The sequence below is a fragment of the Stenotrophomonas terrae genome, assembly GCF_039674165.1.
In the GTDB taxonomy this organism is placed as follows: Bacteria; Pseudomonadota; Gammaproteobacteria; order Xanthomonadales; family Xanthomonadaceae; genus Stenotrophomonas; species Stenotrophomonas terrae_A.
The window spans coordinates 64356-78246 of record NZ_JBDJMY010000015.1; the positions used below are offsets into that span (position 1 = coordinate 64356).

Consider the following 13891-nt stretch of genomic DNA (forward strand, 5'->3'; position numbering starts at 1 on the left):
AACGGAAGTCATGGAAAAGGAAAAGCAATTGCGAACTACCCCGCAGGACGACGAGATCGATCTGCGCGATCTGGTGGGTGTCGTGTACGACCGCAGGTGGTGGGTTATCGCAACCACTACCGCATTTGCGGTGCTGAGCGCTGCCTACGTGCTGCTGGCAGAGCCGGTGTATCAGGCCCAGGCAATGATCCAGGTCGAGTCAAAAGTGCCTGCGATTCCAGGTTTGTCGGATCTGACCTCGTTGACTGGCGGTGGTAGTGCGGCTGCGACAACCGAAGTGGCGCTGTTGACCTCACGCATGGTTGTTGGAGCTGCGGTTGATCGCCTGCAGCTGGATATCAAGGCCGAGCCGCGCCGGTTTCCTCTGTTGGGTGGGTATTTCGCTCGACGGCACGAGCGCATGGATGCACAGCGGGTGGCTGGCCCGGCGTTGGGCTTGTCCCGGTATGGTTGGGGCGGCGAGGTGCTGAGCGTGCACCGTCTGGATGTGCCCGAAGGGCTCCTCAATGAGTCGCTTACGCTGGTTGCCGGTCCGGCCGCCGGGGGCTTCTCGCTGCTGGGGCCAGGCGGTGACGAGGTGCTGCACGGTGCTGTGGGCGTGCCTGCGGAAGCAGGCGGCTTCAAGCTTGAAGTAGCCGAGCTGCGTGCCAACCCGGGCACGCACTTCTTGTTGCAGAAGCGCCGCCGTTTGGATGTTCTGGTTGAACTCCAGAAGGAGATAAAAGTCGCCGAGCAGGGCAAGGATTCCGGCATCCTGAAGCTGGCTTACGAAGGTGGGGATGCGTTGGGTGCAGAAGCGCTGTTGCAGAACGTGGCCGAGATCTATGTTCGCCAGAACGTGGAGCGAAGCTCGGCTGAAGCGGCATCCCAGCTGCAGTTTGTAAAGGATCAGCTGCCGACGGTGCGCAAGCAGGTCGAGACCGCCCAGACTGCGATGGCCAGCTATCAGGCACGCTCGAATGCGGTGGATATCACCTTGCAGACCAAGGGGCTGTTGGAGCAGCAGGTAGCAGTGGAAACCAGTATCCAGCAGCTGCAGTTGAAGCAGGCCGAGATGGATAGGACGTTTACCCGCGAGCATCCGGCCTACCGGGCGCTGCTCAAGCAGATTGGCGGCCTGCAGGCGCGCAAGGACGGCTTCCGCAATGACGTCAGCAACCTTCCTGATACGCAGCAGGAGTTGCTGCGCTTCACCCGCGACCTGACCGTCAGCAATGAGTTGTACACCGCACTGTTGAACCAGGCGCAGCAATTGGATGTGGCGCGCGCCGGATCCGTCGGTAACGTTCGAATTGTGGATGCGGCGGTTGCTGATATGAGCAACCCGGTAGCACCGAAGAAAGCGGTGATCGTCCTTGCAATGACCCTGCTTGGCGGGATGTTGTCCATTGCGGGCGTGTTTGTTCTGCGCATGCTGAACCCCGGGATTGAGGATCCTGCCGATATCGAGGAGTTGGGCTTGCCTGTTTATGCGGCTATTCCGCTCAGCAGTGCAGCCAGCCTGGCGCAGGCGCGCAAGGCGGGTCGCGGCAAGCGCAAGGGTGTTGGTGCGGCCGCAGCGGCTCCGCTGCTAGCCAGTGCAGCGCCTGCGGACCTTGCAGTAGAAGCGCTGCGCAGCCTGCGCACCAGCCTGCATTTCGCGATGATGGAGGCCAAGAACAACATTCTGGTGGTATCGGGCCCGCGGCCCGGGATCGGCAAGACTTTCATTGCGGCCAATCTGGCGGCAGTGATCGCGCAGGCCGGCCAGAAGGTTCTTGTGATTGATGCAGATATGCGCAGGGGCACCTTGCATAAGGTGCTGGGCGTCGCGCACAAGACAGGACTGTCGGACGTGCTGTCGGGCAAGGTCGATCTGAATGCTGCAGTCCATGCGGCGCCGGGATTGAATGGCATGCACTACATCGGACGTGGCGAGGTTCCGCCTAGCCCGTCCGAGTTGCTGATGCATCCGCGCTTCGCCCAGGTATTGGAAGAACTTGCGCGCAATTACGACCTGGTCATCATCGATACGCCGCCCGTGCTGGCAGTAACAGATGCGGTGATTGTTGCCAAGCATGCCGGCTCAACGCTGATGGTCACGCGCTTTGGCGTCAATCATCCCAAGGAGATCCGGTTGGCGATGAAGCGTTTCGAGCAGAATGGGGTGCAGGTAAAGGGCGCAATCTTCAACGCGGTGGAAAGGCGCAAGACTGGCTATCACAGCTACGGGTACTACGAGTACGCCTCTGACACGCCTTGATGCCGTTGGCGCGCCACCGCGCTGTTGCGGGTGGCGCGCGGAAGGGCGCTGGATGGCTTCAGGCAGCCGGCGCCCTGTCAGTCACGCATGGCCTCGGGATGCGCGAACACTGCGTCGATGCCGTGCTCGTTGGTCATCGGATACAGCATGTAGCGGCGGCTCAATCTAGCGCCGCCATCACGGCTGAGCGGGCTCCAGGCAAGGTTGGCGCGTGTTCTGCTTGAGCGTGGCAGCATCAGGTCGAACGGCACCGAGACCAGAATCCCCTTGTCGAAACTGCCCTCGCCGAAGTCGCTTGCCGAGACGTTGGTCTTGGTTGCGTATGCGCCCATACTGGCGCCGTTGTCGAACACCCGGTTCAAGGTGAGCGTCGCGCCCCAATCCTTTGCCAGGTAGCGGCCGGCGTTGAGTGTTGCGACGATTTTTCGCGAATCTCCCCAGGTGTAATAGAGGCTGGCGTGGCCGGTGGCCACGCTGTAGTCGCGGAAGTGCAGGCGTTGATCGAAATCGCGCTGCTTGACCAGGTTGATGTCGGCACCAAACGCCCATCGGCCAAGGAATGGCCGGTACAGCACTTCGCCACCTACGCCGCCGTACATCGATTCCAGCATGCCTGCGTACGCCATTGCATAGAGATCCGGGCCCAACCGGCCAGTGGCGGTGAGCTGCAGGTTGGGCAGCGTTGCCTCGGCGGTTGTCAGGTACTGTCGGATGTCGGTGCGCACGCGTGGCAGCTTGCTGGGTGCGTCGTAGCGGAAGCGGTCGTAATTGTTGTAAAGATTGTAGTTGAGCGTGCCGCTCATCCACAGCGAGTGCGTGAACCGCAGCTCGGCGCTGTAGCTGCCGGCAAGCTGGAACAGGATGAAGTTGTCTGGCCCGCCCAGCGTTTGCTGATAGTCGAGATTGAATTCGCCTTCAAAGTGGCGCAGTGGCGCTTCATACATGATGTGTCGGGACGCAGGCGAGGGTGGCTCAAGGCCAACGCGCAGTGCAGCTGCCGCCACGCGATGATCGGAAAACGCCCGGAAAGCGGCCCGCTCAACGCTGGTTTCGATGAGTGCAATGCCCAGCCGGTTGTTCTGAATCGTGAGCCACCGGATATCTCCGGCGGCCGCCTGGTCAAGAATGCGGCTGGCGCGGCCAAAGCCTGTCGCCGGGTCCAGAAATCGCCGCTGCTCGCCGCTTACGACAAGGTCGGGGCCGCGCCGCGCTATGCGCGTCACACGCAGGCCGGCATTTTCCTCGAGCTGGCTTGAGATTGCTGCCCAGTCAGTTGAGGGGAGGTTGGCTTTCGCAGCCAGTTCGCCAGCAGGCCCGGAGCTGGCGGCGTTGTCGATGGCTGGCGGCGGGTCCAGCGGCTTGGCACTGGAGCGGGCGGTAGCCAGGTTGCCATGCAGGGTGAGGCCGAATACCGGCTTGTCACCGCGTTCCCACCCCAGCTGGAACTGGACATTGTCGTTAAACGCGTATGCCGCGCCGATGTTGAAGGGGTGACGTTGCCGTTGCTGGTTGCGCTGCGGCTCGTTGCGATAGTCGTTGCCTTCGTATTCGAGCTTGATCTGCAACGGCTCCCACGGTGTCTGGTACGCAACGCCAGCAAATACGCCGACCGGGCCCCGGAACATGCCGGCGGTGTTGAGCTCTCCGGTATGCGTGGTGTTGTGGGGGCGGTTCTCGAAACGGTCATCGATGTGCCGGAGCGGATTGCTGAAATCGCCCCGATTGCCGATGTAGCCTGTGGCCAGGCCGAGGCTGGCGTCGAACGGGCCAAACCGCTTGTTGGCCACCAGGTATTCGCTGGAGAACAAGCCGGTACCACCAATGTCGCGCGCGCCCAGTGCCAGCTCAGGCCTCCAGCGGCTTTCCTGCAGCAGGCGCAGCTTCAGGTCGATCGATTTGTCCTTGTAGTTCTGGCTGCCGCTGAGCGAGGCCGGGCCATAACGGCGATTGGCGATGGAAATATAGCGGAACGAACCTTCCAGCCACGGCAACGGCTGCAGGGTGACGGTGTAGCGGCTGTAGGGCGAGGTGTGGCTCGCGGTAATGCCCAGTTCGCCTTCGTCGGCCATGCGCGCGGTTGGGGTCTGCAGCAAGCCAATGCCGCCCCAATCGCTGGAGCTGGGAGTTGGTGCCTGTTGTGCCTGAAGGTCAGCACTTATGCCCAGGCACAGCAGGGTCAGGCTCAGGTGCATCAACGCACGCGTGTTTCGATGGGTCACGGTGCAGTTCCGGGCGCGGGCAAGAGTTGGGTGGCGAGAAAGCGGGCGGCATCCTCGTTGAATCGGGGTGCTGCCTTGCGTACCACGGCGGCGGCCAGCGGTACGAAGAGGATGGCGCCGGGTGCCAGGCTGGAAGGCGCGGCGCGGTTCCATGCGGCGATGCCCAGCGTTTCGACATGGCCATCGGCGTGGATGACGTGCACATGGTCAGCGCTGGCGCCGCTGGTCATTGGACATTGGTGTAGATAGCTGGCCGGTGACTGCAAGGCGACGTGCGCTGGGTGGCAGTCATTGGCCACCGCGCCGGTGATGGTGATCGTGGCAGGGCGCGTTGGATAGAAGACCTGATCGCCGGCTTGCACGGGCAGGTCGCGTTCGCGGCTGGCTTCCAGCGCCCGCGGCTCCAGCAGATAGCGGACGCGACCGGTGACCGGCAGCCGTGCGAATGATCGGGTCATCTGGACGAGGGTGGCCGAGAGCTCGGGTGGGTTCGGGTTGTGCCTTGAAAGTTGCTCCAGATCAAACAGGAGCCCAGCCTTCCAGCGGGTTTGTTCGATGCGAGCCTGCTCGCGAAGTAGCGCAGCGCCCAGCATGTAGGCGCCTTCAGTCGGGCCGGCGGTCAATGCCAGCTGGCTCAAGCGGCTATCGGGCGGCAGCACATGGTTGCCCGCGTTGCGAACATTGCCGCTTGCAGCCACCGGCACTGCGGTGGTGCCCGCGATGGCGGGGCTAGAAATCAGCAGGAAGAGCAGGGCGAAGGCGCGCATCATCGGTTGCGCAGATCGGCGGAAAACGGCTTGAGTTGCACAATTTCAAGCGAGGCGTCTGCGCTGATCGCCTGTACGCTTTTCCAGATGAAGCCGTTGTCTGGATCCACCCAGTAGTGGTTGCGCGTCGACCAGCCCGCGCCATGCAGCGCTTCCTCAATATGCAGCAGTTCGCGCGGTTTCCCAAGGATGCTGAGGGTCTCCCGCCCGAGCGGCTGCAAGGTGCCGGTCACGCGCATGCCGTAGTGGTAGCCGGGCATCACGTCATATCGGCGATGCACGGTGGTTCCGGCTTCTATCCTGCGCAGGTCATGGAATGGGTTGCTGCCTTCAAATGACATGCCACGCAGTTCGGACCTGCCGCCGTGGGTTGCTACCACCAAGCCATCCTGCAGGAAGACGATGCTGCGGTCAGTGCTGTACCACGCCTGGCGTTTCCCATCGAGGTTGCCCAGCACCAGGATCGCGCCGCCATCCGCACCGCTTACCTTGATCTGTGCAAAGCGGCTGGCAGCAACAGCATCCGGATCCGGCGTGATGTCGGGCTTGCCGCTGATCGCGAGGCCTAGGCTCTTGAGGCTGGCCTGGGCAAGCGAGCCGCAGCCTGCGATCAGTGCCGCGCTCAGCAGTACGCCCACAGCCCGCAGGTTGCGCAGGGGCAGTGCTGCGGTAACGGCGTCCTTGCTTGTCATGATGTGCTGCTTAGTTGCTGTCCAGGTCGCTGTGCGCGCTGGCGGCATTGCTGAGAATGGCGGTGAAGGGCAGCAACTGGTTCACGAAGCGGCTCCAGCGGGTAACGCCGGCAGCGCCGACAAACACCACATCGCCGGGATGCAGTTCAAACTGGCTGGCCACCGCAAAGGCTGCAGGCGACTTGGCCTGCAGATGGAAGACCTGCGAGGGGATGTTCTGCAGATCGCTTGAGCCACGGATGACATAGATGGCGTTGCCGTTGGCGGTGCTTTGTATCAGCCCGCGTGCACGCCCCAGCGCCTGGCTCAGGGAAATCTGCCCGGTGCGGAAGTTCATGGCGCCAGGCTGGTTCACTTCGCCCACGACAAAAACTTCCTTGCGGTCCAGGTAAGGCACGTGGATGAGGTCGTTGGCTTTCAGGAAAACAGGGCTGCCGCCATTGCGCCCGATGAGATCCAGGTCGATGGTGTAGGTGACGCCATCGCGGCCGAGGCTCACGCCGGAAAGATCTGCCTGTAGTGGGTCAAGGCCGGACTGGGCGATGGCATCGCTCAGCGTCAATGGTGCGACCGTGAGCGGAATGCTCGCCGGCTGCCGCGATGCACCGGTTACCCAGACGCGCTGGCTGGCGTAGCTGAGCATGGAAACATCAACCTGCGGCGTTTCGATGTAACGCGCCAGTTTGGTGCTGAGTTCCTCACGCAGCTCACTCGGCGTCTTGCCGGCAGCATTCAGCTTGCCGATGTAGGGGTAGAACAAGCTGCCATCCGATTGCACAAGGCGACCTGCGGCATTGAGTTGCTGCTGCGGGCCTGCCGGCACGGTGAGCTCAGGGTGGTCCCATACGGTGATATACAGCATGTCGCCCGCACCCACCCGATAAGGACCGGGCCGATAGCTGCTCAGTGCCAGCGGCATGGATTTCGCATCACGCGAAGCCCGCTCCATGGCGATAAGCTTGGGCGTGATCGGCAGAAGCTCGATAGTGCTGTCGCCAACGGAATGACCGGGTTGCGCGATTGCATCGCTGCGCAGGTGTTGGCCCGGCGCCAATACGCAGCCGGGGAGTAACAACGCGAGCGCCAGTGTGGCGACAAGACGCTTGCAGTTCATTTCTTCTTCCTGGCCTTTGCAGGCTATACGCAGCCCTCACCGGCGCGAGGGCCGGTGAGGGAATACTGGCGCTTGATGTGTTTCGAAATCAGTGAGTGCCGGTCGGGCCTGGGGCAACCGGTGCGCTGCCATTGCCACCGTCATCATTGGAGAGCACCGAATACAGCAGCACGCCAGCGGCTACGCCGCCACCAATGGCCAGGCGGCGGTTCAAGGTGCCGCGTGCGCTGTTGCCGGCCTGCTCGGTACCTGCCAATTCGGTGCTGAACTCACCATCGGCGGTGACAAACTCTTCGCTGCCGTGTTGTTCGAACGAGGCGGTTGCCTCTTCGGTGGCAGGTTGTTCGAAGGAAGCCGTTGCTTCCTGGTCGGCAGACGAGGTCAGCTCACTCTGCGCAGCCGATTCCTGCTGTTCGCCGGGGCTCTGTTCCTGGTTCGCAACTGCGTCTTCAAACGCCGGCTGTTCGATTGCTTGCGGGTCCTGGGCGACGACAGGCTGCTCAGCGAGCTGCGCGTCCTGCGCGATGGCCGGAAGCGAAAACGCGGCGAGGGTCAGAGCGTAAAAAGATTTCTTCATTGCTGGTTCTCATCTTCCGCTGGAAGCGGCTGCTTGTGTGGTTGTGCAATCCCGGCAGGCCGAAGGCCTGCGCGGTGAGTGGTGCGCTGCTGAAGCCTGTCGTCATTGGCTAGCAGGAGGCCCCGAGGATTGTAGGCACGCGGCATAGGCGCTTGGATTAGGGTTTGTCTGAAAAACGTGTTGGCGGAAGCCGGTGTCTGTGTCGTTTCGGCCTGTCGATGATTTTCGGTGCACATCAGCAGGCAGTTTGTTGCTGGCAACGGCTGGCGCGCTTGCGAGCAAGCTGATTGCGGTGAGGAGCAGTGCATGGCCTGCCGAAGACCGTTTCCGGCACTGCCACGGCTGAGCGGCAGCTTCAGCCGCAGCCGGAAAAGCTGGCTGGGCGGGGCGCTTGCCTGTAATCTTGGCGTCCATATTTTGGCCCCGTAGCTCAGCTGGATAGAGCGGTCCCCTCCTAAGGGACAGGTCGCACGTTCGAATCGTGTCGGGGTCACCATCTTTCAACGCAGTCTGTGGCAGCTGCTGCAGGTGCCAGCCAGCCCCGGTATTGATGCCGATGCAGTGCGGTGATGCCCTCAGTTTTCGCAGTTATGGCCCCGCAGGTCATTCGCACAGTCACGCTCACCTGCAGCTGGTGCTGCCGGTGCACGGCAGCCTGGAGCTGGAGATCGAGGGGCGCGGCGGTCACTTGGACGCGCAGCGCGGGGCCTTGGTAGTGCCCGGTGCGGCCCATGTGCAGTCCGGCAACGGGCGCAACCGGTTTCTGATCGTGGACTGTGACAGTGCCTTGCTGGCGCGAGCACAGTTGGAGCGGGCACAGCAACGCCCGTTCCTGCAGATTTCCGCTGCTGCCCGCAGCTTGCTCGAATTCATCCATATCCGGACCGGCACGCAGCCCACCGTGACCACCGCACTGGCCCAGCACGCACTGCCGTTGTTGCTGGATGCCTTGTTTGCCGCGCCGGTGGCGGTGGCTCCTGGCCGAGCGGCAATGCAGCGCCTGTGCGCACAGGTTCTGCAGGCGCCGGGCCAGGCTTGGCCGTTGGCGCGAATGGCGCAGGTAGCTGGTATCGGTTTGACCGCCTTGCACGGCCTGTTCAAGCGCGAATACGGGCTTACCCCGGCGCAATGGCTGTTGCAGCAGCGGCTGCTGCTTGCGCAGCGGCAATTGGCGGGCGGTAGCCAGTCGCTGGCGCAGATTGCCCAACAGGTTGGCTTCTCCGACCAGGGCGCCCTGACCCGCGCCATGCGCCGTTCGCTGGGCACCACGCCGGGCCGCTATCGTCGTCGTTTCGATGCGTAGTTTCAGCCCATCGCCGCGTAGGTTGGGACAATACAAACCAGGCCGGCACATGGATGCTGGTGGGGTATCTGGGCGTCGGGTGGCGTGATGAAAGATCGGATGTGGTTCGGTATCGGCAATGGCGTGGCGTCCGGTGCGCTTTGGGGCCTGGTGTTCCTGGCACCGGCGGTGTTGGCGGATTTTTCGCCGATGCAGTTGGCGGCGGCGCGTTACCTGATTTACGGCCTGGTTGCGGTGATCCTGCTGGTACCGCGTTGGCCGGCGCTGCGCGCGCGCATCGGCAAGGCCGAGTGGACCGCGCTGACCTGGTTGAGCTTGCTGGGCAATCTGCTCTATTTCGTCATGCTTTCCATCTGCGTGCAGTGGAGCGGGGGCGGGGCCGCCGCGTTGATCGTCGGCATGGTGCCGGTATTGGTGGCGGTGGTGGGCGCGCGTGAGCCGGGCGCGGTGCCCTTGTCCCGGCTGGCACCGGCGCTGGCCTTGTGCATGGCCGGGGTGGTGCTGATGGGCTATGAGGCCATCGTTTCGTCACATGTACAGGCCAGCACCACGCAGCGCTTGCTTGGCCTGCTGTGCGGAGTGGGCGCGCTGCTGTCCTGGACGGCTTATTCGGTGGGTAATACACGTTGGTTGGCCAAGGTGCCGGATGTGTCCGGGCATGATTGGTCACTGCTGACCGGAGTGGCAACCGGTGGCTTGGCCCTGCTGCTGGCGCCGGTGGCCTTCGCCGACGGTGGAGCAGGGCATACGGGCCGCGAATGGAGCGGCTTCTGGATGATGGCCGCGGCGGTGGCGGTGTTCGCCTCGATCCTGGGCAATGCCTGCTGGAACCGCGCCAGCCGCGCCCTGCCATTGACCCTGGGCGGGCAGATGATCGTGTTCGAGACCTTGTTTGGTCTGCTCTACGGCTTTGTCTGGCAGCAGCGCTGGCCGGTGGCCATCGAGGTGATTGCCGCGCTGTGCCTGATTGCCGGGGTTGCATGGAGTGCGGCGGCACACCGCCCGGCGGCGCCGGCCGCGGATCCGGCCTGAGCGATTCCGCGCAGTCAGCTGGCGAAAGGCCGCTTGCGGCGATTCTTTCGAATGCTTTGGAAACCGGCACGCCGGTATCCACGGGCAACTGCCTGCCCTGCACCGGGCAAGGCATTGGCAGCTGCTTAGCCGTGAAATGCACGACGTTCGTGCTTGGTGACATTTGCAACTTTTAACTGCCGCTTCGGCGACGTTGCCTTCAATTGGGTTTTTGCATCGCAGCACTTGACAGTCTGATCCCGGCTGTTGTCTCTTGAAGGCCATGAGCAGCCCCCAGTCCATCGCCACCACCTCGCAGACGCCCTTGGGCGCTCGGGGCAGCGCGTCTGGCTGCGGCGGCACCATTACCACCACCACTATTACCGTCACCATTCGTCCGGTGCGGTCCGTCGTCTTCGCGTAATTTCCGAAAACCACGGCCCCGCACCCGGATCAGGATGCGGGGGAACTCCATCCAGATGCGTGTCGGGGCCTCCAGCCGAGGTTCTTCCGATGTCGTCAGTTGCTGCTCCACTCGCCGATCCTGCCGCGGACGCTGCCGTCCGTACCGTCGTGCACAAATTCGGCGGCACGTCCGTCGCTGACGCCGAGCGTTACCGCCATGTCGCCAAGCTGCTGCTTGACCGCGACGAGCAGCAGCAGGTGACCGTGGTATCGGCAATGAAGGGCGTGACCGATGCGCTGATCGATCTGGCCAGGGCTGCAGCTGCCGCCGATCCCGCCTGGGATGAGCGCTGGCACGACTTGCGGGCGCGACATCGCGGCGCGGCCGCTGCGCTGCTGGGCGAGCATTCCGGGGCGACCATCGAATGGCTGGATGCGCGTTTCGAACGTCTGCGCGAAATCCTTGCCGCATTGGCGGTGATCGGTGAGCTGCCGCAGGAAGTGCTGGACCGCGTGCAGGGCCTGGGCGAGGTTTTCTCCGCACATCTGTTGGGCCATCACCTGCAGATCCTGGGCGAAGATGCTGATGTACTGGACGCCCGCGATGTGCTGGTGGTCAATCATGGCGAGCTGGGTGTGGATGTGGACTGGAAGTCCAGCGCGGCCAACCTGGCGTTGTGGCGTGAAACGCACCCGGCGCGGCGATTGGTCGTGACCGGTTTTGTCGCCCGTGATCGCAAGGGCAACATCACCACCCTGGGCCGCAACGGCAGTGATTTCTCCGGCGCTATCTTTGCTGCCTTGTTTGCCGCCGACGAGCTGCATATCTGGACCGATGTTGATGGCGTGCTTTCGGCCGACCCGCGGGTGGTGCCCGAAGCGGTGCAGCTGGATGCGCTCAGCTATGACGAAGCCTGCGAATTGGCGTATTTCGGTGCAAAGGTCGTGCATCCGCAGACCATGTCGCCGGCAATCGAACGTGGCCTGCCCATCATCATCCGCAACACCTTCCAGCCCGATCATCCGGGTACCCGCATCACCGCCGAAAGTTCCAGCAGTGGCCCGATCAAAGGCTTGACGCTGAGCTCGGAGCTGGCCGTGCTGAACCTGGAAGGTACCGGCCTGATGGGTGTGCCGGGCACCGCCGAGCGTGTCTTCGCCGCGCTGCGCAATGCGCATGTATCGGTGGTGATGATCTCGCAAGGCTCGTCCGAACATTCAATCTGTTGCGTGGTCAAACAGGCCGAGTGCGAGCGCGCACGCGATGCCTTGTTGCAGGGCTTCTCTCACGAGCTGGCGGCCGGCCAGGTGCAGCGGGTGCAGCTGACCGAGCAGGTGAGCGTGCTCGCTGCGGTCGGCGACGGCATGGCCGGGCAGCCGGGCGTGGCCGCACGCCTGTTCGAGGCGCTGGGCCGGGCCCAGGTCAATATTCTCGCCATCGCGCAGGGTTCGTCCGAGCGCAATATCTCGGTTGCGATCGAGGCGCGCGATGCTACCAAGGCCTTGCGCGCTGCACATGCCGGTTTCTGGCTGTCGCCGCAGACCTTCTCGGTAGGCGTGATCGGGCCAGGCAACGTAGGTGCGGCTTTGCTGGAGCAGCTGTATGCGTCCGAAGCGGCGCTGCTGGCCAGGGCGAAACTGGACTTGCGTCTGCGTGCGGTAGCCTCGCGCAACCGCATGGTGCTCGACCAGCGCGGCATGCACGGCAACTGGAAGGCGGCATTCGATTCGGCCGCGCTGCCCAACGATCTGGACCTGTTCACCGAGCATCTGTTGTCGGCGCGGCTGCCGCATACCTTGATCATCGATTGCAGTGGCAGCGCCGAAGTGGCTGACCGCTACGCGGGCTGGCTGGCTGCGGGCATCCATGTGGTGACGCCGAACAAACAGGCCGGTTCCGGGCCATTGGCGCGCTATCAGGCCATCCGCGAGGCGGCCGCATCGACCGGCGCGCGCTTCCGCTATGAGGCCACGGTGGGCGCTGGCCTGCCGGTGATCACCACCTTGCGGGATCTCGTTGATACCGGTGATGAAGTGACTGCGATAGCCGGCATTTTCTCCGGCACGCTGGCGTGGTTGTTCAACAAATACGATGGCAGCGTACCGTTCTCCGAGCTGGTCACGCAGGCGCGCGGCATGGGGTATACCGAGCCGGATCCGCGCGATGATCTGTCCGGTGTGGACGTGGCGCGCAAGCTGGTCATCCTGGCGCGCGAGGCCGGTTACGCGCTGAGCCTTGAAGACGTGGCCGTGGAAAGTCTGGTGCCGGCAGCGCTGCAGCAGGCCAGTGTTGAAGACTTCATGGCGCGACTGTCCGAAGTGGATGCCGGCTTTGCGCAGCGCTTGGAAGAAGCCCGGGCGCGCGGCAACGTGCTGCGCTACGTGGCCCAGTTCAGGCCCGGCCAGCAGCCCAGCGTGGGCCTGGTTGAATTGCCGGGCGACCATGCGTTCGCCAACCTGCGCCTGACTGACAATGTCGTGCAGTTCACCACCCGTCGCTACTGCGACAACCCCTTGGTGGTGCAAGGTCCGGGCGCAGGCCCGGAGGTGACGGCGGCCGGTGTGTTTGCTGATGTGCTGCGGGTTGCAGCGGGCGAGGGAGCGCGATTGTGAGTGATGGTTTGAAGGATTCAGGACGGCGTGAAGCACGGGCGTTCTCTCCGGCATCGGTAGCCAATGTGGCAGTCGGTTTTGATCTGCTCGGTTATGCGGTGCCGGATGTCGGCGACACCGTAACCGTACGCCGCATAGACGCGCCGGAAGTGCGCATCGCCGCCATTCGTGGCGCTGCGGTGGAGCTGCCGTTGGATGCACCCAGCAATACTGCCGGTGCGGCATTGATCGCATTGCGCCAGGCGTTGGGGCTGACGTACGGCTTCGAAGTGGAGATCGACAAGGGCATTCCGCTCAGTTCCGGAATGGGCGGGTCGGCGGCCTCGTGCGTGGCCGCGCTGGTGGCGGCCAATGCGCTGCTGGATGTGCCTTTGAGTCGCGAGCAGCTGTATCTGTATTCGTTGGAAGGCGAAGCCGTGGCCAGTGGCAGCCGCCACGGCGACAACCTGGGGCCGATGTTTCTTGGCGGCTTGGTGCTGTCCACTTTGGAGCGGCTGGTGCCGGTGCCGGTGCCTGCACAATGGCATAGCCTGCTGGTGCATCCGGACGCCTTGCTGGAAACGCGCCGCGCCCGCGCCGCCTTGCAGGGAAGTTATGCATTGAAGGAGTTCGTCGCACAGAGCAGCAATCTGGCCTTGGTGCTGGCTGGTTGCCATGCCGGCGATGCCGCCTTGGTGCGGGCTGGCCTGGCCGACGTGCTGATCGAGCCGCGGCGTGCGCCGCTGATCATCGGTTTTGATGCCGCCAAGGCGGCGGCGCTGGCAGGCGGGGCGATGGGCGCCAGCATCTCCGGTGCCGGCCCCAGCGTGTTTGCCTGGTTTGAGGACCCTGACACCGCGCTTGCGGCCGCGCCCAAGGTGCAGGCGGCATTTGCTGCGGCAGGATTCGACAGCCAGAGCTGGGTGAGCCCGGTCAACAGCCCCGGCGCACGCTTGCTATGAGCCAGCA

10 protein-coding genes and 1 tRNA gene are annotated in these 13891 nt (G+C 63.6%); 6 read left to right on the forward strand and 5 right to left on the reverse strand.

Annotated elements, in window-relative coordinates:
* Positions 1-10: 10 nt before the first annotated feature.
* Positions 11-2242, forward strand: a complete 2232-nt coding sequence (locus ABE493_RS09175) for a polysaccharide biosynthesis tyrosine autokinase (protein WP_346498624.1) — start codon at positions 11-13, stop codon at positions 2240-2242.
* 77 nt (positions 2243-2319) lie between these two features.
* Here the strand turns inward: ABE493_RS09175 and ABE493_RS09180 are convergent, their stop codons facing one another.
* The 5 genes from ABE493_RS09180 to ABE493_RS09200 all read right to left on the reverse strand — a co-directional run bounded on the left by ABE493_RS09180 (position 2320) and on the right by ABE493_RS09200 (position 7611).
* Positions 2320-4461, reverse strand: coding sequence for a YjbH domain-containing protein (locus tag ABE493_RS09180; protein WP_346498625.1), 2142 nt, complete (start codon positions 4459-4461; stop codon positions 2320-2322).
* A complete protein-coding gene (locus tag ABE493_RS09185) occupies positions 4458-5228 on the reverse strand; it encodes a capsule biosynthesis GfcC family protein (RefSeq protein ID WP_346498626.1) in 771 nt (256 codons plus the stop codon). Before ABE493_RS09185 ends, ABE493_RS09180 begins: the two co-directional genes overlap by 4 nt.
* Entirely contained in the window at positions 5228-5968 is a 741-nt protein-coding gene (locus ABE493_RS09190; RefSeq protein ID WP_346498627.1) for a YjbF family lipoprotein, read from the reverse strand. Before ABE493_RS09190 ends, ABE493_RS09185 begins: the two co-directional genes overlap by 1 nt.
* Positions 5931-7034 (reverse strand): polysaccharide biosynthesis/export family protein, encoded by a 1104-nt coding sequence (locus ABE493_RS09195; RefSeq protein WP_346498628.1) that lies wholly within the window; start codon positions 7032-7034, stop codon positions 5931-5933. The genes ABE493_RS09190 and ABE493_RS09195 overlap by 38 nt, the downstream gene beginning before the upstream one ends.
* An 88-nt stretch (positions 7035-7122) precedes the next feature.
* Positions 7123-7611 carry a hypothetical protein gene (locus ABE493_RS09200; protein WP_346498629.1) on the reverse strand — a complete coding sequence of 163 codons (489 nt, stop codon included), beginning with the start codon at positions 7609-7611 and terminating at the stop codon, positions 7123-7125.
* Positions 7612-8030: 419 nt separating this feature from the next.
* Here ABE493_RS09200 and ABE493_RS09205 point away from each other — a divergent pair.
* From ABE493_RS09205 to ABE493_RS09225, 5 genes are all read left to right on the forward strand, one after another.
* Positions 8031-8107 (forward strand) — tRNA-Arg (locus tag ABE493_RS09205).
* A gap of 60 nt (positions 8108-8167) precedes the next feature.
* A complete protein-coding gene (locus ABE493_RS09210) occupies positions 8168-8914 on the forward strand; it encodes an AraC family transcriptional regulator (RefSeq protein ID WP_346498630.1) in 747 nt (248 codons plus the stop codon).
* Between the two features lie 87 nt (positions 8915-9001).
* On the forward strand, positions 9002-9946 hold the full coding sequence (locus ABE493_RS09215; RefSeq protein ID WP_346498631.1) for a DMT family transporter: 945 nt from the start codon (positions 9002-9004) through the stop codon (positions 9944-9946).
* Between the two features lie 492 nt (positions 9947-10438).
* Positions 10439-12943, forward strand: a complete 2505-nt coding sequence (thrA, locus tag ABE493_RS09220) for a bifunctional aspartate kinase/homoserine dehydrogenase I (RefSeq protein ID WP_346498632.1) — start codon at positions 10439-10441, stop codon at positions 12941-12943.
* A complete protein-coding gene (locus ABE493_RS09225; RefSeq protein ID WP_346498633.1) occupies positions 12940-13884 on the forward strand; it encodes a homoserine kinase in 945 nt (314 codons plus the stop codon). The genes thrA and ABE493_RS09225 overlap by 4 nt, the downstream gene beginning before the upstream one ends.
* Positions 13885-13891 lie beyond the last annotated feature (7 nt).